The sequence below is a fragment of the Lentzea miocenica genome (assembly GCF_033949945.1).
Taxonomy (GTDB): Bacteria; Actinomycetota; Actinomycetes; order Mycobacteriales; family Pseudonocardiaceae; genus Lentzea; species Lentzea miocenica.
This window is the reverse complement of record NZ_JAXAVW010000001.1, coordinates 100935-121986: the sequence shown is the minus strand read 5'-3', so window position 1 is coordinate 121986 and position 21052 is coordinate 100935. Positions and strand designations below refer to the sequence as shown.

Below are 21052 nucleotides of genomic sequence, written 5' to 3'. Positions count from 1 at the left end.
GATGCCGGATCGTCGTGATGGCCTGGCCTACGTGATGTCGCCGAAGCTGGAGCTCGCGGTCGACATCGCCTACGCGACCGGGCGCCCGTTGCTGTTGCGGGGCGATCCCGGATCGGGCAAGTCGTCGCTCGCCGCGCACATCGCGCGGGAGAAGGACGCTCGCTACTACGAACACGTGGTGACCAGCCGGACCCAGGCACAGGACCTGCTGTGGACGTTCGACACGGTCCGCCGCCTGGCCGACGCCCAGCTCGGCCGCCCGGTCAAGGATCACGACTACGTCGAACCCGGCGTGCTGTGGTGGGCGTTCGCGCGCCGGTCGGCCGCTCGGCACGCAACGGACACCGAGAGCAACTCCAGCAGGTTGCCGACGCACTCGGTCGTGCTCGTCGACGAGATCGACAAGGCCGACCCCGACGTGCCCAACGGCCTGCTGACCCCCTTGGGCTCCAACCAGTTCAAGGTCACCGAGACGGCCGACGAGGTCCGTCTCGAAGAGGGCAGTCACCTCGTCATCGTGACCACGAACGAGGAACGCGAGCTCCCCCAAGCGTTCCTGCGCCGATGCGTGGTCGTGTGGCTCGACCACCCCGACGCGGACGGCCTGGTCGCCATCGCCCGCAAGCACCTCGACACCTACGAGGGCGGCATGACCGCACCCGACGAGGAACTGGCGCGCGAGCTCGCCGAGTCCGTCGTCGAGCTGCGCAAGGAAATGGAACGCGAGGCCTCCCGCCCGCCGAGCACGGCCGAGTTCCTGGACGCGCTGCGTGCGTGCCGTGAGCTGGGCATCACCACGAGCAGCCCGCAGTGGCGGGAGCTTCGCGACATGGCACTCGTGAAGCAGCAGTCGGGCGGATGACGACCCAGGTGTGGCTCGGCGACCTGCTGCGCGCGATCGCGGCGGGCGCGGAGCCTCGTCGTGCCGCCGAAATGCTCGGCCTGGTGCCTGAGTCCGCCGAGACAGCCGCTGCCGAACCGGCGGCTGTGGTCACCGGTTCCGAACCGGCCGCCCCGACGCCGAGCCCGGCACCGCCGGAGCCCGTCGACACCGTCGACACCACCGCGACCGCGCTCGGGGAAGTGCCGATGCTGCCCGAACTCCGCCGCGAACCCGCCGGCGTCACGGACTGGGCGCCGGGCCCGTCGCTCCCCCTGCCGGGCGCCGACCAGTCCCCCGAACCGACGCCGCTGCTGGCCCCGCGCACCACCGCCGCGGTGCTGCACGCGCTGCTCGCCACGCTCACCGACGACGGCGAGCCCGATGTCGAAGCCATCAGCGAACTGTGGGCGCAGGGCAAGCCGATGCGCATCCTGCCCCGCCACCCGCGCCCGACCTTGAGGTTCGGCGTGCAGGTGCTCGTCGACGTCGGCGAGGCCATGGAGCTCTTCGCCCGCGACCAGCACGACCTGGTCACCCGCATCCGCGCGGTCGCCGGTGTGGAGACGACGTCCGTCGCGTACTTCGCCGACGTCCCGACCCGCGGCACCGGCCCCCGCGGCCGCCGAACCTGGCGCGACTACACCCCACCGAGCCGCGGTACCCGCGTGTTGCTGCTGTCGGACTTCGGCATCGGCGGCCCTGTCTTCCACGACCGCCGCGGCACTCCCGCGGAGTGGCGCGAGTTCATCACCTCGGTCCGCCGGGCGGGCTGTTCCCCCGTCGGGCTCGCGCCGTATCCGCCTTCCCGCCGGCCTGCCTGGCTTTCCGATTCGATGCCGGTGCTGCTCTGGGACCGCGGCACCACTGCGGGCCGCGCCTCCATGGCGGTGCGACGTGGTTGAGCCGTACGAGAAGCTGGCCACCGCGCTCAGCGTGGCGGTCCGCATCGAACCCGAACTGATCCGCGCCGTCCGGCTCGCGGTGTTCCCGAAGTTCGACGTCTCCGCCGAAGCCGACCTGTGGTTCAGCCCGCTGGTGCGGTCACGCGGCCCGCACGGCATCGTCTTCGACGAGGACGCGGTCGTCGGCCTGCGCGCGAAGCTGACGTCGTGGCTGCGCTCGACCCCCGACTCCGATCCGGTGCACCGCGTCGGCGAGGTGCTCTCGTCCGTCCACAAGCGACTGTCGCCCGCTCTGGCACTGGAGGAACGAGTCACCTGGCTCGCTGTCAACGGCCGCGACGAAGCGATCGACGAAGAGCTGCTGCCCGCCTTGAAAGCGTTGGTGCGGGAGAACCGCAGCGGTGTCGCGGACTGGTTCACCGCCGCTTGGCACAGGTTGCCGGCCAACGCCCGCGAGTCCCTCACCGCGTGGAAGCTCGCCCAGGTCGTGCGCCCGGATCTCAACGGAACCGCTCCGCCACTGACCCTCCTGCGCGCCCCGGAGTCCGGTCCGGACCTCTCGGACATCGTGGACGTGCTGCCCGACGCCCGGCTGTTGCTGCGCCGCAACGGGAACACACTGGAGATCGGCGACTTCACCCCCGACGCCGACACGGTCGGCATCATGGTCCCCGACACCGATCCCCGCCTGCTGGACGTCGGAGCGAACCCGACGGTGGCCGTGCGGCGAGGCGCGAGCACGTCGGTGGCCGTTCCCGCGGGCACGGTCCGGGTGAGAACCGCGCGGGGCACGGTGTTCGAACTGGCCACCGGATCGTCCGTCGCCGGCCAGTTCGTTGCTGTCGAGGTCGTGCCCGGCGTCAAGTCGATGACGCTGATGGACGGCTTCGAAGCCCTCGACGGCGTTCTGGGCGACGACTACACCCTGACGACCTTGCTAGGCGACACGGAACGCGAAGTGGCCCGGTATCTCGAAGTGTGGTTGCGCGAGAACCAGCGCAACGACGCACCGCTCGTCGTCTACTTGAAGGAGTGGGACCACGGCGTGCCCATCGACGAGATTCTGCGGGTGTGCGTCTCGTCCGGCTCCACGCAGATCCTCGTGATGGTCGATCCTGCCCCTCAGCGGCTGAACGTGTTCGAGGACGTGCCGAACGTGTGGATGGCTTTGGTCAGCACGGGAACGACCGACGAGGAATCCCCGCCTTCGAAGCTGGCCACGTTGCTCACCTCCGGCCCGTCGGCCGCAGCGGCCAGGCGACGATGGTCGGCGGGCGACCAGCACATCACCGTCCGGGACGTCAACGACGAGTTCTCGAGCCTCATCCTGATGCAGGGCAACGAGACGCCGGGGCCGATGTTCCGCAACCCCTTGCACGGCCGCGCTGACGACACGCTGCGGTGGCTCGACAACAGCGCTGAGGTGGACTCGGTGGTCCGCTGGGTGCGCGACGGCGAGCCCGGCGTGTTCGTGATCGCCGGATCAGCCGGAACGGGCAAGAGCGCGATTCTCGACGGAGTCGCTCAACAGGTGTCCGTAGTCCGGCTCTCCACGTTGGAAGAACTCAACGACGTTCTCGACACCGAGCTCGTCCCTCCGGTCGTGGTGGTCGACGGACTGGACAGCGAGGACACCGAGTGGGTGTCGGCGATCGGGTGGCTGTTCAGCGGAGGCGGACGCGCGGTGGTGACGATGCGCCCCACCGCACCGCTGCTGCGGGAACTCGCCGAGCCCGGCGCGTACATCGATCTGGACGACCTGCGAGCACACGTGATCCGCAGGCTCACCGACGTGCACCCGGACATGAACGCCGACGCCATGGCCTGGCACCTCATCGAGACCCTGGAGCTGCCACCGCTGCTGACCCGCCGCGTGACGCACGAGTTGGCAAACGACCCGGTCCCCACTCGCCCCAGAGGCTTCTGGGCCGATCAGGTGCTCAGCAGGCTGCACTCGGCACTCGAGGACGACATCCGAGGCGAACGCCTCCTGTTCATGGTGCTGGCGTGGTCACACGGCTCCGGCATGCCGATCGAGGAATGGCGCGCATGCGCCACCGAGGTCGGCGACTATCCCCCGGATTATCTCGCCGGGACCTTCGTGTCGCGCTTGGTAAGCAGGTTCAGCGCCTATGTGGCGAGCAATGTCAGAGGCCACCGCCTCAGCCATCCCGAGCTCGTCGCGTATCTGCGCAAGCAGTCAGCGCCAGAACTGCCGAGGCAGATCGCCCTCGCGCTGGCGACGATGGTGTTGCGGTACGGGGATTCGAGCCCGTACCTGCGCGGGTCACTGCGCCACCACGTGATCGACGGCGGCGCCGACGCGCTGGCGTACTTCCGGGAGATCGCGCGGCAGGATCCGAGCTGGCTGCGGGAACTCGGTGCCGCCGCGGCAACTCTCGCAACCACGACCACGGGTGACCAACGCGTCGAGTGCGCGGAAACCGCGGTCCAGGCCTACACCCAGCTCGTCGCCAACGAGCGCAGGTACCGGCGCGAACTCAGCTCCGCTCTGGACCAGCTCACGTCGAGTCTGCGCGCCGTCGGCGAGAGGAAGCGGGCCGACCAGGTCTGGCCGGACGCGATGCGCCGGCTGCCCGACGACCTCGCCCGATGGGTGCAGGACACTCGGATACAGGCACCAACGACAGCACCATCGCGCCGTCCGATGCGTTCCTACGACATGGTCGTCGTCGTACCCGGTGTCACGCACAACGTCCTGCGGACATCCGGCGGCGCACCTGTCGCCTTCGCCTCGCTGCCTCTCGACATCGGTGACGACCACCCCGGTGACGGAGTCGTCGCCGGGGAACTGGACCTGGTGGGCTACGCCAGGTTGCTGGACGGCCTGCACGCGCACGGCTACACGCGAAGCAAGGGCAACCTGCTGCTGTTGCCGTACGACTGGCGGCTTTCCCACCGGTGGACCGGCCGCTGGATCGGTGAGCAGGTCGAGGTCGCGCTCGCCGGGTGGCGCGAGAAGAGCGATCCCGACGCGCAGGTCGTGTTCGTCTGCGTCTCCACCGGCGGCCTGCCCGCGCGCTGGTACGTCGAGCGGTGCGGCGGCGCGGAGATCACCGCGGGCATGATCATGATCGGCACCCCGTACCGCGGCACGATGCGCGACCTCGAACAACTGGTCAACGGCGCGGACGATCCCGTCGTCACCGACTTCTGGCGCAGCCTGCCGTCGATGTACCAGACGCTGCCGATCTACAACTGCGTCGACGACCGCGGCAGTCGCGTGCCCCTCAACGAAGTCACCGTGCCCGTGCTGGACCGGCACCGCGTCGAGGACGGCATGGCGTTCCTGACCGACCTGCTCAGTGCGGAGTCGAGCCGTCCACACGCGCTCGACAACACGCACTGCATCATCGGCACGGGGCACGCGACCCCGGTGACGGCACGGATCGTGCGCCGCAACCTTCGAGTGTCCGATCAGTTGGGGGACAACCACTGGCAGGGCGACTCGTACGTACCGACCTTCTCCGCGTGCCATCCCGACACGGCGACCTCGAGAGCGATACAGGTGGAGGCGAGCCACAACCGCCTGCACCGCAACGATGAGGTGCTGCGGGAGTTGACACGGATCCTCCCGAGGGCCGCCCCGGTGCGGAAGCTCTAGCGGTCCCGCTTCACCACCGTCAGGAACGAGGACCAGGCGGCGGCGCCCACCTCGACGTGGGCGGTGGGCGCCTTGCTGTCCCGAATCCCGATGCCGGTGGCGACTTCCACACAGTCACTGGCGTTCGCGCTGTGGGTGCTCTTGCGCCACTCGGTCATCTACGTCTCCTCAGCCGGCGATGTCTTTGATCAGACTCCTCGATTGTTCCTCGTCCAACGCCGTCCGTGCGAGTGACTCGACGACCGCGTCATAGCTCTTCAGCGGCAGCGGCGCCTCGATGATCAGGCTCGCGTTCTCGCTCTCCACGAACACCACCGGCTCGACCTTGTGGAACCGCAACAGGCAGAACGGCCCGGAATGCCCGGCGTGCGCGCCCATCGACGTCGGAACGACCCTGACGACGACGTACGGCCGCTTCGACACCTGCTCCAAGTGTCGAAGCTGGGCTCGCATCACCTCCTCGCCACCCACCGGCGTCCTCAACACGGACTCGTGGAGGTAGAAGGTCGCCTTCAGCCCCGGTCGAAGTGCTTCCTTCCGCGCGGCCCGCGCCTCGACCCGCTCCTCCACCTCGTCCTGCGGCACGTTCGGGTTCGCCCCGAGCACCGCCCGCGTGTAGTCGGGAACCTGCAACATCCCGTGCACCACCAACGGCTGCCAGCTCACCAGCGTCTTCGCCGTGGCCTCGTGCTGAACGAGCGTGCGCGGCAGGATCGGCTCGGCAGCGCCGTGCTCCTGGAGCCAGCCCTTGACGTTCGTCGCCCGGAAGAGCGTCAGCAGATGCTCACGTTCCGCCGACGGCGTCCGGCAGATGCCCAGCAGGACGGCCAGTTCCAGTTCCGTCGCGCCACCCTTGCCGTTGACGAGGTCGGACAGCTTGGCTTCCTGCCAGTCGGCGAGCTCGGCGACCCTGCGCGCGGTCATGCCCGTGGCGGCGATGGCCGCACGGAGGCCGTCCCCGAACTCACGGCCCCTCACAGTGGAGAATCTTTTCGGCATGGCGAGGACCGTAGACCCGTTCTCGACCATTCCAGAACATTTGATGGCAACACAACCCAAAAGGGCGTTAGCTTGGAGCTCTTCCAAGACGCACAATAAATAGGTGAAGTTCCGTTGGACGCCCCACGAGGGGCGACGTCACGCCATCCCCGACGAGCTGACCAGGGGGCAGCCCGTCGAGACGTTGTGCGGCAATCCTGTTGTGCCGCACCAGGTGAGCATGTGGCGCGAGAAGAACACCTGGCCGACCTGCTGGGACTGCGACGGCGTCTGGCGCGAGTACGAGGGGATCCTGCCATGGCCGCGGAAATCCTGACCGAAGACCTGCTGCGCATATCTCTTCAGCGCCTCTCGCGTGAGGTGGTGAAGACTTATCCACAGTTCGGCGAGTTGCTCGCGCAGAATATGTTGCGCACGTGCGGCCTTATTCCCGATGTCGAGCGCGCGGAGCACTATAGGGAGCTCGGCACGCTCCTTATAGACCTCGGCCGCCTCTACTTGGCGGAGGCCGACGCGCTGTGCACCGTGGACATGCCCCGCCAGCCATGAACCCACCGATGTGGCCCGACTCGGCGTCCCTACCAACGAACTGCTGGACTTCCTGCCCCGCCGCCCATCGGTGCGCCCGTAGCTCGTCGTTCAGCCAGTCGCGCGGCGCCGGCACAGCTAGCACGGAGCCGAGAAGGTGTCGGGCTCGTAGTTGATCGGCAGGTTCCCGAGATGCTGCCGGAATCTCGTTTGCTCGGGCTCCTCGCGAGCCGAGGCCCGCGCGAGCAACACCGGCGCCACGCCGTCGGAGTGGCTCGCCCGCACCGCCGGGAGGATCCCCAGCGCCGTGACGGACAACGGAAAACCGAGATCTGCCACCCTGCGGCGATGCGCGCTCCCTTCCCGAGACGGGTCGGCGACACCCAGTCGTACTCACCGCCCAGCACGCCCAGGAAGAGCGGACGGCAGCGCCGCACCTCCCCGCACACCCGCCGCAGCATCACCCGTTGGCGCGTCTCTGCATCGAGACTGCCGTCGGTTGCGACGCCCCAGCAGGTCGACCGGGTAGATCGCCACGGCGCGTGACCGTCGGTCTGTGTCACTACGGCTCTCCGCGCGGGTACGCGAAAGGGGATCGCGCCCTTGCGGAGAGCTATTGCTACTGCGACATCACGACCGCACGGCCGTTGGTGTCGAACTCGTGCGCGAGCGTCGTCAGCGCCTGACCACCGGCAGCCCACGCGGCTGTCCAGGTCAGGCACTCGGCGGCGCCGTTGCCGCCGCGCTCGACCAGGTCGTCGCCGATCGTGTCGAGCCACTCCCAGGACGTGTCACCGATGCCGGAGAGGAAGGCTTCGTCCCACGCCTGCACCAGCGAGCGGATCGTGCCTTCGGAGCGGGCGCGCTCGTTGACCGACTTGATCCACGCCTGGCGCTCCTCCTCCGTGAGCACCACGCCGGTTTCAGGCTCACGGAAGCCCGGTAGGTCGTGGGCCAGGCCGCCCGAACCGACGTAGAGCACGCGCCGATCGGCGAAGAACTCCCCGACGCGGCGTCCCAGCGATGCCGCACGGCGGAAGGAGGCGTGTGGTGGTGAGGCGCAGTTGATGAAGACGGGAAGCACGGGCTTCGCGTCGAGCGACACCAGCAGGTCGCGGGTCGTGTGGCCGAACGCGTGGTCCAACTCGGCGCGGTAGGCGGTGGCGATGTCGAAGTCGTGTGCCACCAGGTCCGCGATCAGCGCACGTCCCAAAGAAGAAGGCACGTCGTACGAACCGACTGGGCCGGCGACGTCGCCTTGGGCCGTTGCCTCCAGAACCACGGCGAAGGTCGGGACGACAGAACGGAACGCACGGCGGTGGTCGGTGCCGAAGAAGACGACGAGCTCCGGGTCGAACCGGGCAACGGCGTCGCGGGCCGCGGCGATCGCTGCGCGGACCGGGCCGTGGGGAGCACTTGGCAGGGTGATCAGGTGCGAGGCGCAGACCGTTAGGCGATTCTTCACCGGGCCAGTCTAGGTTCCGGGGCGTGACGAGACGTGCACTTGCGGTGATCATCACCGCTGCCCTACTTGCGCCTGTTTTCCCTGCTCACGCCGACATCACGAGACGGATCGAGACCGAGCGGACCGAGAGACCCGTCGCGGCGGGTGTCACGCTGAGCTCCTTCGACTGGTACGAGCCGGGCGGGTCGGGTGGCTGGATCCGCGGTGACGCGCTCGCCGTCGACCTCACCAAGGCCCAGGTCGGCTACGTCGACAACGGCACGGTCGCGCAGGCGGCGCCGCTCTCCCAGCAGACGACCAGAGCCGTTGCGGCGATCAACGGCGACTTCTTCGACATCAACAACTCCAACGCACCTGAGGGCATCGGCGTCCAGAACGGGCAGCTCAGGAAGTCCGGGCAGGGCAGAGCCGTGGGCATCGACGCGGCGGGTGTCGGCAGCGTCATGGAGACCTTCTTCGAAGGCACGCTCAACGGCACGCACAAGCTGACGCAGCTCAACAGCGCGCGGATCGACGTGGACGGGATCGGTGTCTTCAACCCGTTGTGGGGCACCTACAGCAGAGCGCGCGCGACGCAAGGTGCGACCAACACGGCCGAAGTGATCGTCAAAGACGACGTCGTGCAACGCATCGGCACGCCCAGCGCCGAACCCGTCCAGGGCTACGCGCTCGTGGGCCGGGACAAGGGCGCGGATGTTCTCAAGGCGCTCAAACCGGGTGACAGGCTCACTGTCGACTACCGCAGCCGCACCAGCGACGGCAGCGAGCCCAGGACCGCGATCGGCGGACGGCAGCTGCTGGTCAAGGACGGCAGGAACGTCGCGCCGGCCGATCCGCTGCACCCGCGCACGGCCGTCGGGTTCTCGCAGAACGGCAAGAAGATGTACATGCTGACCGTCGACGGCAGGCAGGGCGCGTTCCTGCTCGGCCTGAACCTCCGCGACCTCGCCGACGCCATGATCGAGCTCGGCGCGCACAACGCCCTCAACCTCGACGGCGGCGGCTCGTCGACCATGCTCGCCCGCGAACCCGGCACGACCGAGTTGAAGGTCGTCAACACGCCGTCGGACGGCGGTGAGCGTCCTGTCCCGAACGGCCTCGCGCTCTACTCCCCCGCCGGCACCGGGAAGCTCGTCGGGTTCGACGTCCAGACCAAGGACAAGCGCGTCTTCCCGGGCATGACCCGCCGGATGACCGTGCGCGGCCACGACGAGACGTACGGTCCAGCCGCCAACAACGAGCACGTCACGCGCGCGACCGGCGGGTGGGCGATCGGCGACACCTTCCACGCGGCACCCCACGCAGGACCGGCGTCCTTCACCGCCTTTCGCGGCCTCACCACCAAGACCACCAAACTGACCGTGCTGGGCAAGCTCTCCCGGCTCGCACCGGCGAGCACCAGGATCAGCCTGCACCTGGACGAGCGCAAACCGTTGCAGATCAACGGTTTCGACGCCAAGGGCTTCAGCGCGCCGATCGAGCGGGCCGACCTCGACCTCAGCTACGACCGGAAGATCGTCGAGGTCACGCCGGACCTGCGGATCAGGGCGCTCGCCACCGGCGCGACCACGATCAAGGCGCGCTCCCAGGGCGAGGAGACCCAGCTGGCGGTCACCGTCGGGGTGAACGACGAGCTGATCGCCGGGTTCGACGACGCTCCACAGTGGACCTTCGGATCGGCCCGCGCGACCGGTTCGGTCACATCGGACCCCAATGGCCACACCGGCAGTGGACTGAAGCTGAGCTACGACTTCACCCAGTCGTCCGGCACGCGCACGGCCTATGCCGTGCCACCGAAGCCGCTCCGGATCGACGGGCAGCCCCTCTCGCTCGCGGCCTGGGTGAACGGCAGCGGCAAGGGCGAGTGGACGGCGTTCACCGTCACCGACGCGACCGGCCAGTCACGCTCGCTCTACGGCCCCCACATCACCTGGAACGGCTGGAAGCAGCTCGAGGTCGCGGTCCCGCCGGAGCTGAAGTTCCCCATCCAGGTCAACAGGTTCTACACGATCGAGACCAAGGCGGATCGTTCCTATCAAGGCGAGGTGCTCGTCGACGACATCACCGCACGAGTCCCGCCCGAGGTGTCCCTGCCGCCCGCACCGGAACCGCGCGAGGACGTGATCGGACCGGCGACGGGCTGGAAGTTCGCCGTCATGTCCGACGCGCAGTTCGTTGCCCGCAACCCGGACAGCGACCTGGTCAGGTCCGCCCGCCGCACGCTGAAGGAGATCAGGGCCTCCGGCGCCGAGTTCGTCGTGATCAACGGCGACCTGGTCGACGAGGCGTCGCCGGAGGACCTGAAGCTCGCCAGGCGGATCCTGACCGAGGAACTCGGCGACTTCCCCTGGCACTACGTGCCCGGCAACCACGAGATCATGGGCCCCGGCACGATCGACAACTTCCGCCGCGAGTTCGGCGCCACCCACCGCACGTTCGACCACAAGGGCACGCGGTTCGTGCTGCTCGACTCGTCGACCGGAACCCTCAGAGGCGGTGGCTTCGACCAGATGGACATGCTCAGGACCGCACTGGGCACCGCCGAGGGCCAGGCCGTCGTGATGATGCACCACCCACCGCGCGACCCCACGCCCGCGCGCACGAGCCAGCTGTCCGACCGGATGGAGGCGGCCTACTTCGAGAAGCTGCTGTCCGAACGCGACAAACCGACGGCGTTCATCGGCGGGCACGTCGGCGGGTTCTTCGCGTCCACTGTGGACGGCGTGCCGAGCGTGATCAACGGCAACTCCGGCAAGGCACCGGCGGAAGCGGGCGGGTTCACCGGCTGGACGCTCGTCGGCGTCACCGGGAACAACGTCAAGGCCGAGATCCGGCCGCATGTGGACTCGCTCCAGGTCCAGGCTCCGGCCAACCTGAGGTCCGGCACCGGGGAAACGGTTGCGGCGACGTTGAAACAGGGTTCGCGGACGCTGCCGGTGAAGTATCCGATGGTCGCGGTGTGGGAAGGGTCACCCGGTCTGCACGTGGGCGAGCGGAGCGGCGTCAGGCCGTGGCACGTGGCGTGGCTCGATCCCGGTTCCGGCGTCCTCACCGCGATAAGGCCTGGTCAGGTCAAGATTTCCGCCACCGTGAACGGCGTGACGAGCAGCGCCGACGTCCGCGTGAGCCTGCGGGAGGTGGCCTGACCTGGCCTGAAGGAGTGCTGAGTGAGTGCGATGTCGGGCGGTGGGGGAAGATACTCGCCATGACCACCGCCGACAACGGTTTCGCCGACCTGGGGCTGCGCTCCGACATCCTCAACGCACTCACCACCCTGGGCTACGAGGAGCCGACGCCGATCCAGAGCGAAGCGATCCCGCCACTGCTCGCGGGCAACGACCTGCTCGGGCAGGCCGCCACGGGCACGGGCAAGACGGCGGCCTTCGCGTTGCCTCTGCTCGAACGCATCGCTGACAAGATCGGCAAGGGTGAGAAGCCACTCGCTCTCGTCCTCGCCCCCACCCGTGAGCTGGCCGTGCAGGTCTCCGAGGCGGTGCACCGCTACGGCCGGCACATGGGCACGCGCGTGCTGCCGATCTACGGTGGCCAGCCGATCGGCCGTCAGCTGCGCGAGCTGTCCCGCGGCGTCGACGTGGTGGTCGCGACCCCAGGCCGCGCGATCGACCACCTGCAGCGCGGCACGCTGCAGCTGGGCGATCTGGAGGTCGTCGTGCTCGACGAGGCCGACGAGATGCTCGACATGGGCTTCGCGGAGGACATCGACGCGATCCTGAGCGAGACGCCCGCCGAGCGGCAGACCGTGCTGTTCTCGGCCACGATGCCGCCGCGCATCGACCGCATGGCCAAGAGCCACCTGCGCACGCCGGTGCTGATCCAGATCGAGCGCGAGAAGACCGAGCCGGGCGAGGCCCCGCGCGTCCGGCAGACCGCGTACCTGGTGCGCCGCGAGCACAAGCCCGCCGCCCTCGGCCGCGTGCTGGACGTCGAGTCGCCGACCGCCGCCGTCGTCTTCTGCCGCACCCGTGACGAGGTCGACCAGCTCACCGAGACGCTCAACGGCCGCGGCTACCGCGCCGAGTCGCTGCACGGCGGCATCAGCCAGGAGCAGCGCGACCGCGTGATGGGCCGGCTGCGCGGCGGCACCGCCGACCTGCTGGTGGCCACCGACGTCGCGGCCCGCGGTCTCGACATCGAGCAGCTCACGCACGTCGTCAACTACAACGTGCCGTCCGCGCCCGAGGCCTACACGCACCGCATCGGACGCGTCGGCCGCGCGGGCCGTGAGGGCGTCGCGATCACGCTGGTCGAGCCGCGCGAGAACTCGATGCTCAAGACCATCGAGCGCGTGACCAAGACCAAGATCCCGATGGAGAAGGTCCCGACCGTCGCCGACCTGCGCGCCCGTCAGCTGGAGCTGACCCGCTCTTCGCTGCAGGAGTCGCTGATGGAGGACGACCTCTCGCGGTTCCGCGTGGTCGTCGAGACCCTGGCGGACGAGTTCGACGTCATGGACATCGCGCTGGCCGCGGTGAAGCTCGCCCACGAGGCCTCGGGTGCCGCCGCGGACGAGGAGGAGATCCCGGAGGTGCGCCCGCGCGAGGACCGTCCGCGCCGCGACGGTGCCCCGGCAGGCCCGCGCCGCGAGCGCCGTGGTCCGTCCGAGGGCATGACCAGGTTGTTCCTGGGCGCCGGCCGTTCGTCGGGCATCCGGCCGCAGGACATCGTCGGCGCCATCACCGGCGAGACGGGGCTCAAGGGCCGCGACATCGGCGCGATCGAGATCGCGGACCGGTTCTCGCTGGTCGAGGTGCCGGGCACGGCCGCGGCCGACGTGATCGAGCAGCTGCGCGACGCCACCATCAAGGGCAAGCGCGTCACGATCCGCCGCGAGCGCCAGCCCCGCTAGTACCGGCAACGAAAACGGCTCCCTCCCGGCGAACGGGGAGGGAGCCGTTTTTCGTTGTCAGCGGATCAGGCGGGCCTGGCCATGACATGCCACGCCTGCGCCCGCTTCTACCTCTCCTGCCGCTCGCGCGCCTCGATCAGGAACCGCGTCGAGGTGCTGACGAACTCACCGTGCTCCTGGATGTGCTCGTGCATGTCCAGGAGCCGGTCCCGATACCCCTCGACGGTGAAGCCGGGCACCGTCCACAGCACCTTGCGCAGGAAGTGCACCACCGCACCGACGTCGAAGAACGCCACGCGCAACGCCACCGGTTCCAGCCTCAGCACCTCCATCCCGGCCGCCTCGGCGTCCGCCCGCGCCCGTTCCGCACCGCGAGCCTCGCTCACCGGCTGCGGGCCCATCATGAAGTCCGTCAGTTCACGGTTCGTACCGGCGCCGATCTGCTGCGAGAAGTACGTGCCGCCGGGCTTGAGCACCCGTGCGACCTCCGCCCACGGCGTCACCACCGGGTGCCGGCTGATCACGAGATCGAACAACGCGTCGTGGAACGGCAGCGGCCCCTCGTCGGGCGCCTGGACGACGAACGCGTCCGGCAGGTTCCGCTTGGCCACGGCCGCGTTCGGCGGCCACGACTCGGTGGCCGCGAGCAGCGGAGGCCACACCGGCGCGGACGCCGTCACCTCTCCCCCGCCGGTCTGCAGGTCCAGCGCGGACTCCACGGCGGCCAGCTTCTCCGCGATCAGCGCCGCGTAACCCCACGGCGGGCGTTCCTCGGTGGCGCGGCCCTCGAACCACGAGAAGTCCCAGCCCTCCAGCGGGACCGCCGCGCCCTCCGCCACCAGCTCCTCGAACGACCTCATGGCCTGAATGTCAGCACAGCCACCCTGCTGAGGCCACCGGAATACTCCGACGTCAACTGTTCGTCGTCGGCCCCTGATAGTCGTTCGTGACGATCAGGATCAGACCGGGAGCCGCGCTGCGGATGGCGTCGAACCTCGGCTCAGCCCTCGCGCGGAGAAGCGACGCAAGTTCCTTCGCAGAGGCCTCTTCCTCAGGGCGGGGGCCGAAGTAGACGGTGCTGGTGGGGATGATCCCGCTGGTGTAGTTGCCGGTCTCGGCCACGGTCCAGCCGAACTTCCTCGCGTCATCACCTGCACGGCCGGCCAGACCGGCGACGGTGGCGTTGTTGTAGATGCGGACCACTACCTTTGCCGCATCCGACGTGGGTGATGAGGTCGCTGTCGACGAGGTGGTGATGGTGGTGGTTGTCGACGGTGCCGTGGTGGTGCTCGATCCCGCGCTCGTCTGCTTGTCCGTGGACTGGGGGTTGTCGACCAGCGACCAGACCATGTTGCCCAGAGGGAAAGCGGCCGTCACGGCAAGTGCGAGGAGCAGAGCAGGCAACCACCTGGTTCGCCGTCGTGGTGGCGGTTCGACCGGTGGACGTGGTTCCAGCGCGGCGGCCTTGCGCAGGTCCGCGACGAACCTGTCGCCCGGCATGCTCCTGTCGCGCACGTCCTCGTGGTGCACGGTCATGAAGCCGAAGATCGGAGATCCCTTGAGCAGCAGCGGCAGCAGCAGCTTGCCCTGGTCACGCGCTCGCGCGACCTCCTCGGCCACCCAGTGCGAGTTCTCCGCGTCGGGCGTCATCACCACGATCAGCGCGGCGCAGTCGTCGATCTTCTGGCGAACAACGTTGTCCCAGCGTTCTCCGGTCACCAGCTCGTAGTCGAACCAGACCTCGACCCCGGCTACCTGGACGAGGTGGTCAGCCAGCCGCCGGACGTACGTCCGGTGCTTGCGGCTGTAGCTGATGAACACGTGAGACAACGGTGTCCGATCCGAGGTCGTCGGGCGCGATGCCCAATTCATCGCGCCCGCGATCGACATCGTTTCGCCCCGAAATGGCGGCACCTGCCTCGGGCGGCGAGACGCCGCGTCCCTGGTTCGTCTCGCGCACGACAAGGCAGGTGCCGCAGGTGGTTACAACGACCGAACAGCCGTCTGGTTACGCCCGAAGGCGGTACGCCCTCAGGACCGTTTGGTCGACCGTGTTGCCCTCGGTGTCACTGGCGACGACGCGCAGCGACACGAACCCGCCCGCCTGACCACCAGGGGGAACGATCGACTTCACCGGCACCCAGGTGATCCCGTCGTCGAACGACGCGTAAGCCAACAGGTCACGCAGGGCCGCCTTGCCGGCTCCGCTCTGACGTGCCGCGGAGAACTTCACCGGCATCGGGGCACCGGCCTTCCAGGTGTTGCGCAGGTCGACCGGCACCGAGTAGTCGACCTCCAGCAACGGCAACCTGCCGTCGGCCGCGGCCGAGAACTCCCACGTCGTCTTCACGTTGGTGGACAACGCCAACGTGTCGCGCGACGCGTCCAGCAGGAGCTGGTACCTGCCGTCGCGAGCTGGGGCGTGGAAGGAACCCCGCCGGACGTCGGAATAGCCCTGCGTGACGCCGTTGTGCCGCAGTTCCAGCCAGCCGCCGCCGGTGCGCCGCCAGTTCTCCACCCAGCCAGAGCCGCCGAACGGCGAGATCCGGGTGTTGATCAGGTCGCCCGCCCGGTCGACACCGCCGCCCTCCGCCCACGTCACGAGCGACGAGCCGCCGAGCCGGGGTGACGAGACCGCGCGGAGGTTGGTCCGCTCGTACTTCCTGCCAGGCTGGAAGGTCACCGGTTCGAGGTCCGCCCACGAGGTCGTGAGCGGGTCGTCGCCGCCGCCGAAGCTGCGACCGTCGAAGCCCTCCTGGTACCAGCTGATTCCCTTGCCCGCGCTGAAGTACTCGGTGCGCTGCGCGGGAGCGGAGAGCCGTTCGTCGAGCACCATGCCGAGCTCACCGTTGACGAGCGGGTTGTTGCGCTGGTTGATCGAGCCGTCGCCACCGGACGTGTGGTACCGCGCCTTGACCTCGGCGAGCTCCGCGTGCCGGATCTTCTTTGTCCCGGCCGGCAACGCGCCCTTCTCCTGCAGGAACAACGTGTACGAGACCGGCGAACCCGCGATGGCGCGCAACGTGAGCTTGGCGGGCGTGACGGCCACGTGGTGTTCCGAGACGGTGACCACCGGAACGGCGGTCTGCTCGTCGAAACCGAACGGCACCGGTCCCGCCCACAGCACCACGGCCGCTCCGGCGTCCTTCATCGCCTGGGCCACCGCGTATACGTCCTCGGCCTCCGGCCGGACGAGGGCGAGCTTGCCGCGCACGTCCGTGCCGCGCTCGGCCACGTCGAACTCGTGCTCACCGGGCGGCAGGTACTTGCTGCTCTCGTAGTAGCGCACCGGAAACCCGCCGGGCACAGAGATCAGGGGCTGTCCGCCCTTGAGCCCGGAGTCGTAGGTCAGCTCCGGCAGCGGTGCGCCGAAGGACAGGCCGTACAACGGAACCCGGCCGTCGATGACGCTCGCGACACCGCTGATCTTGCCGGGTGCGAACGGCACGCGCAGCCGGGCCTCGCGGTACCAGACGACCGAGTCGCGTTCGGGCAGCTCGACGCTGATCTGCTTGCCCTGCCTCGCGTCCAGCGTCACGGACAGGTCCGCCCGCAGCGAGACGCGGCCGGCCACCTCGGTCGCGGAGACCGGGGCGAACCAGGCGTAGTTCGGCGTCAGCTCGTCGATCCGGCCGATCACCGCGTAGTCCGCGACCGGCAACCGCGCGGAGCCGGTGCCGTCCACGATGGAGATCACCGACGCTTCCCGCGTCGTCATGTTCACCACGACGACGAATTCGGACGGGACCGGCTTGCCGTCGCGGCCGATCATCGACAACGTCAGCGCGTGCCGTTCCTCCTGCACGTACACGCCGACGGACGTGGTCAGCTCGACGCCCGCACCGGAAGCCTTGACGTGCCCGAAGAACGTGCCGTCACCCTTGCGCGGATCCAGCACCACGTCGACCGCGGCGCTGCCCTGAGCCGGCACGGTGACTGAGGCCGGCACCGTGAAGTCCGCCCCGAGGTTGTGCCGCAACACCAGCGAAACCGGCTCGGTGCCCGCGTTCGAGTAGGTGATCGTCTTCGTGGACGTCCCGGTGTGCGGCCATTCCAGCAGCCCGAACGACAGACTGCCCGCCGACGCCCGCACCTGCTGCTTCACCGCGCGTTCGACGTCGAGCAGACCGGTGCCGACGTTCGCGGGCGTGTCCGCGATCGGCTTCACCGTCGACATCAGGTGCGCCTTCAGCTCAGCCGCGGTCCAGGAAGGGTTGCGCTGCGCGAGAACCGCCGCCGCGCCCGCCACGTGCGGCGCCGCCATCGACGTGCCGGTCAGCCGCGCGTGCAGGTCGTCCACGGCGTGCTCCGGCAATGTCCCCTCGGCCCGCGCGGCCACGATGTCCGTGCCCGGCGCGGCGATGTCCGGCTTGACCGCGAAGTCCCTCAGCCGCGGCCCGCGCGACGATCCTTCGTTGACGCCACCGGCCTTCGTCAGGTTGGCCACGGCCAGCGCCGAGTCCGCCGAAGCCGGTGAACCGACCTTGCGGTAGACCCCCGAGTTGCCCGCCGCCACCACGAACAGCGAGCCGGTCTCGGCGGTGAGCTCGTTGACCTTGAGGGACAACGGGTCCGTGCCGTCGGACTGGTCGCCGCCCAGCGACATGTTGACGACCTTGGCCTTGACCTCGCGCGCCGCCCACTCCATGCCGGCGATCACCGCGCTGTCGAAGCAGTACTCGGCCTCGCAGACGCGGCCGACGGCGAGCTTCGCGCCCTTCGCGACACCGACGTACTGGCCGCCGCGCCCCGCGACCGTGGCCGCGACGTGCGTGCCGTGCCCGATGTCGTCCTGGATGCCCGTCGGCGTGAAGTCCTTCGCCACGGCGACGACGCCAGTGAGTTCGGGATGCTTCTGGTCGTACCCGGTGTCGAGGACGGCGACCGTGACACCGGTGCCGTCGAACCCGGCCTGCCACGCGCCGGGCGCGCCCACCATCGGCACGCTCTCGCTCAACGAGATCTTCGACTTGCCGTCGAGCCACAGCTTCTCCGCCCGCAACGCATTCGTGCGCCGCGCCGTCCACTGCTGGGCCGCGTCCTTCTTCTGCACCGCGCCGGCCGCACGGAAACCATTGCTCAGCAACGGAATCCGGTCGATCTTGTCGTCGGTGTACCCGTAGCCGTGCAACGACGTGACGTCGAAGAAACGCTTGTCGACGCGATCCTGCCCCACCGCGTCGATCGCGTCCGCCGGCACCACGTACTGGTGGTCGTTCTGCACGTACTGGGCGAACTGCATGCCGGGCCGCCCCTCGACCCGGACGAGTTCGCCGCGCTCGTTGACGACGACCCTGTCACCGCTGATGAGCGTGATGGCCGACGTCCGCTGAGCTCTCAACGGTTCTGCCTGCGCCGTCGCCGCCGGGCTGAGCAGCCCGGCGGCGAGCGCGGCGATCACCAAACATCGTGCAAGGCGCACGTGTCCTCCCCTAGGTGTGAACCTCTCCACCCAGGAGACTCCAAACGCCGTGTGAAGGTTGCCTCACGCTCCGCGATAAGTGCCGAAGCTCCAGCGGTTGCCCTCGGGATCGGCCACGGTGAACCCGCGCGAGCCGTAGTCCTCGTCGCGCAGACCGCGGATCTCCGTGGCACCGCGGGCCGTGCACTGCGCGTGGATCTCGTCCGGCCGGTCGGTCACCACGTAGATCGATCCGGCGCCGGCCCTGGTCGCCTCGACCTCGCCGACCGAACGGGCGACGGATCCCAGCATCACGCCGCCGCCCTCTGGCCAGACCATCTCGCAGTGCACGACCTCGCCGTCGGCCTCACCGGGCACGACGAGATGTTCCTTGAACCCGAACGCCTCCACGAGGAAGCGGATCGCGCCGGGAGCGTCCTGATAGGACAAAGTGGGCCAACAGGTAGGTGGTGGTGTGCTCATGACGGCAACTCTGCGCCCTGACCGTGCTCGCTGCCTTGTACGAATGGAAGCTCGGCCGCGATCCACTCGGTCGGGGTCGCCCCGCACAGCGCCCGCCAGTCCCGGTTGAAGTGCGCCTGGTCGGTGTAACCGCAGGCAGCGGCCACCTCGGTCAGCGTGGGCCGCCGCTCGCCGCGCAACATCCGGTTCGCCCGCTCGAACCGCATCACGCGCCCCATCACCTTGGGCGTCAGGCCGTACTCCGCGGCGAACCGCGCGCTGAGGTGCTGCCGGCTCCACCCGACCTCGGCGGCGATCTCCGCGACCGGCGCCCCGGACGCGAGCCGCTGCCACGCCCACGCCACCTCGACCTGCTGCCGCACCGGCCTGACCAGGCTGCCGAGCAGCGAGTCCAGCCGCGCGAACCGATCGGTCCACGTCGTCGCGTCCTGCAACCGTTCGCGCAGCTCAGCGGCCGGTGCGTCGAGAACGTCCAAGCCGACCGTGGTCGCGGCGAGTTCACCGGCCGGCATGCCGAAGAACGCCCGCATCCCCAACGGCGTGAGGTCGCACTGGACGCCGTGCTGGAACCCGTCGTGCGTGATGATCACGGCCTCGTCGTGCAGCCCGCCGCACAGCGTGGCGAACCGGCCGTCGGGGAGGTCGACCGTGCCGTCCAGCGTGACGACGAGCGTGAGCGAGCGCGACGGCAGGCCGCGGTGCGTCCCGGGCTCGGTCCGCATCCGATACCCGGAGTACCGCGTCACGAACGGCCGCAGCCGCGGGTGCGGCAGGCCGACGACGTGCTCGACGTCCACGTGTCCGATGCTAGCGCCGTGGCCCGAAAACCTGGCGTGCAACTTCACGCTCAGCAGGGCACCTCGCGGCACCCGTCTGACCGCGAAATGGCCGGCAGGTTTTCAGGCCACGGCACTAAAACAATTCTCCTAGCACGAGCAGTCCTGCGCCCACCGGTACCAGATCGGCCCCGTACGACGTGACGCTCACGTCCACGTCCCGCATCGCCCGCAGGTACAGCTCTGGCGACTCCAGCACCTTCCGTCCACTCAGGACGATCTGGTCGAGGTCCAGCAGCTGCACCAGGTTCGTCACCGCGGCGGCGAGCACCCGCGCGGCCTCCGCTCCGGTGGCGGCGGCGTGCACCGCCTCCACGCAGCCCCGCCGTCCGCACACGCACAGCGGCCCGTCGAGCTGGATCGTGGTGTGCCCGAACTCGCCCGCGCCCGACCGCGCGCCGCGGTGCACCTCTCCCCCGAGCAGCAGCCCGACACCCAGGCCGGTGCCGACGAACACGAGTGCCGCGTCCCGCAGAGGTCCTCGCCACGCCTCGGCGAGCACCGCGGCGTTGGTGTCCTTGTCGACCACGACCGGGAGCCCGAGTCGTTTCTCCGCCAGCGCTCGAAGGGGCACGGAGGACCAGCCCGGCAGGCCGTTCGGCGACACCACCCCGTCGCGGAAGTCCAGCGGGCCCGCGATCCCGATGCCGAGCCCGAGCACCTTCTCGTCCGGGGTGATCAACGGGGCCAGCGCGTCCAGGACGTCGTCCGGGGTGAACATCGGCGCGAGCGGCACGACCGACGCCGACACCACCTCACCGGTCAGGTCCAGCCGCACCACCCGCAGTTCGTCGCGGTCGACGTACGCCCCGTACGCGTACGCCCCGCCGGCGACCAGCTGGAGCGACATCCTGGGCTTGCCCCGGCCTCCGTCGCGGACCGCGCCGGTCTCCTCCAGCAGCCCCGCCGACATGAGCCGCGCCACGATCTTCGACACCGCCTGCGGGGTCAGCCCGGCCTCCGCGGCGATGGAAGCCCTGCTCAGAGCTCCTGAGCGGACCAGCCGGAGCACGGTCCGGTCGTTGTGCGAACGCAGCGAGGTGAGGTCCACGTGGCGATTATG

General features: G+C 69.3%; 17 protein-coding genes. 7 read left to right on the top strand and 10 right to left on the bottom strand.

Annotated features, from left to right (window positions below; translation table 11 throughout):
- The first annotated feature begins 1 nt into the window (after position 1).
- The 3 genes from SK803_RS00605 to SK803_RS00595 are packed head-to-tail and all read left to right on the top strand — an operon-like array spanning position 2 to position 5410.
- Positions 2-862, top strand: a complete 861-nt coding sequence (locus SK803_RS00605; protein ID WP_319963688.1) for an AAA family ATPase — start codon at positions 2-4, stop codon at positions 860-862.
- Complete coding sequence (locus SK803_RS00600; RefSeq protein WP_319963687.1) at positions 859-1785, top strand: hypothetical protein; 927 nt, start codon at positions 859-861, stop codon at positions 1783-1785. The genes SK803_RS00605 and SK803_RS00600 overlap by 4 nt, the downstream gene beginning before the upstream one ends.
- Positions 1778-5410: a hypothetical protein gene (locus SK803_RS00595; RefSeq protein WP_319963686.1), complete on the top strand. Its 3633-nt coding sequence runs from the start codon at positions 1778-1780 to the stop codon at positions 5408-5410. The genes SK803_RS00600 and SK803_RS00595 overlap by 8 nt, the downstream gene beginning before the upstream one ends.
- On the opposite strand, the gene SK803_RS00590 is transcribed toward SK803_RS00595, so the two are convergent.
- Together SK803_RS00590 and SK803_RS00585 are read right to left on the bottom strand one after the other, a co-directional pair.
- Positions 5407-5568, bottom strand: a complete 162-nt coding sequence (locus tag SK803_RS00590) for a DUF397 domain-containing protein (RefSeq protein ID WP_319963685.1) — start codon at positions 5566-5568, stop codon at positions 5407-5409. The two genes, SK803_RS00595 and SK803_RS00590, sit on opposite strands and share 4 nt — an antisense overlap.
- Positions 5569-5578: 10 nt before the next feature.
- Positions 5579-6409 carry a helix-turn-helix domain-containing protein gene (locus tag SK803_RS00585; protein ID WP_319963684.1) on the bottom strand — a complete coding sequence of 277 codons (831 nt, stop codon included), beginning with the start codon at positions 6407-6409 and terminating at the stop codon, positions 5579-5581.
- 103 nt (positions 6410-6512) lie between these two features.
- Between SK803_RS00585 and SK803_RS00580 the strand changes: the two genes are divergently transcribed.
- Positions 6513-6725 (top strand): zinc finger protein, encoded by a 213-nt coding sequence (locus tag SK803_RS00580; RefSeq protein ID WP_319963683.1) that lies wholly within the window; start codon positions 6513-6515, stop codon positions 6723-6725.
- On the top strand, positions 6707-6958 hold the full coding sequence (locus SK803_RS00575; protein WP_319963682.1) for a hypothetical protein: 252 nt from the start codon (positions 6707-6709) through the stop codon (positions 6956-6958). Before SK803_RS00580 ends, SK803_RS00575 begins: the two co-directional genes overlap by 19 nt.
- Before the next feature lie 117 nt (positions 6959-7075).
- Here the strand turns inward: SK803_RS00575 and SK803_RS00570 are convergent, their stop codons facing one another.
- Both SK803_RS00570 and SK803_RS00565 read right to left on the bottom strand, forming a co-directional pair.
- On the bottom strand, positions 7076-7276 hold the full coding sequence (locus tag SK803_RS00570; RefSeq protein WP_319963681.1) for a hypothetical protein: 201 nt from the start codon (positions 7274-7276) through the stop codon (positions 7076-7078).
- A gap of 280 nt (positions 7277-7556) precedes the next feature.
- On the bottom strand, positions 7557-8402 hold the full coding sequence (locus tag SK803_RS00565) for a DODA-type extradiol aromatic ring-opening family dioxygenase (RefSeq protein ID WP_319963680.1): 846 nt from the start codon (positions 8400-8402) through the stop codon (positions 7557-7559).
- A 23-nt stretch (positions 8403-8425) separates the two neighbouring features.
- Between SK803_RS00565 and SK803_RS00560 the strand changes: the two genes are divergently transcribed.
- On the top strand, positions 8426-11548 hold the full coding sequence (locus SK803_RS00560; RefSeq protein WP_319963679.1) for a phosphodiester glycosidase family protein: 3123 nt from the start codon (positions 8426-8428) through the stop codon (positions 11546-11548).
- Between the two features lie 59 nt (positions 11549-11607).
- Positions 11608-13269 (top strand): DEAD/DEAH box helicase, encoded by a 1662-nt coding sequence (locus SK803_RS00555; RefSeq protein WP_319963678.1) that lies wholly within the window; start codon positions 11608-11610, stop codon positions 13267-13269.
- Between the two features lie 107 nt (positions 13270-13376).
- On the opposite strand, the gene SK803_RS00550 is transcribed toward SK803_RS00555, so the two are convergent.
- The 6 genes from SK803_RS00550 to SK803_RS00525 all read right to left on the bottom strand — a co-directional run bounded on the left by SK803_RS00550 (position 13377) and on the right by SK803_RS00525 (position 21040).
- Positions 13377-14129 carry a methyltransferase domain-containing protein gene (locus tag SK803_RS00550; protein WP_319963677.1) on the bottom strand — a complete coding sequence of 251 codons (753 nt, stop codon included), beginning with the start codon at positions 14127-14129 and terminating at the stop codon, positions 13377-13379.
- 52 nt (positions 14130-14181) lie between these two features.
- Positions 14182-15090 (bottom strand): TIR domain-containing protein, encoded by a 909-nt coding sequence (locus tag SK803_RS00545; RefSeq protein ID WP_319963676.1) that lies wholly within the window; start codon positions 15088-15090, stop codon positions 14182-14184.
- Positions 15091-15277: 187 nt separating this feature from the next.
- Complete coding sequence (locus SK803_RS00540) at positions 15278-18691, bottom strand: S8 family serine peptidase (protein ID WP_319963675.1); 3414 nt, start codon at positions 18689-18691, stop codon at positions 15278-15280.
- A gap of 63 nt (positions 18692-18754) precedes the next feature.
- A complete protein-coding gene (locus SK803_RS00535; RefSeq protein ID WP_319963674.1) occupies positions 18755-19153 on the bottom strand; it encodes a VOC family protein in 399 nt (132 codons plus the stop codon).
- Positions 19150-19950, bottom strand: a complete 801-nt coding sequence (locus SK803_RS00530; protein ID WP_319963673.1) for a helix-turn-helix domain-containing protein — start codon at positions 19948-19950, stop codon at positions 19150-19152. Before SK803_RS00530 ends, SK803_RS00535 begins: the two co-directional genes overlap by 4 nt.
- Before the next feature lie 115 nt (positions 19951-20065).
- Positions 20066-21040 carry an ROK family transcriptional regulator gene (locus SK803_RS00525; protein ID WP_319963672.1) on the bottom strand — a complete coding sequence of 325 codons (975 nt, stop codon included), beginning with the start codon at positions 21038-21040 and terminating at the stop codon, positions 20066-20068.
- Positions 21041-21052 lie beyond the last annotated feature (12 nt).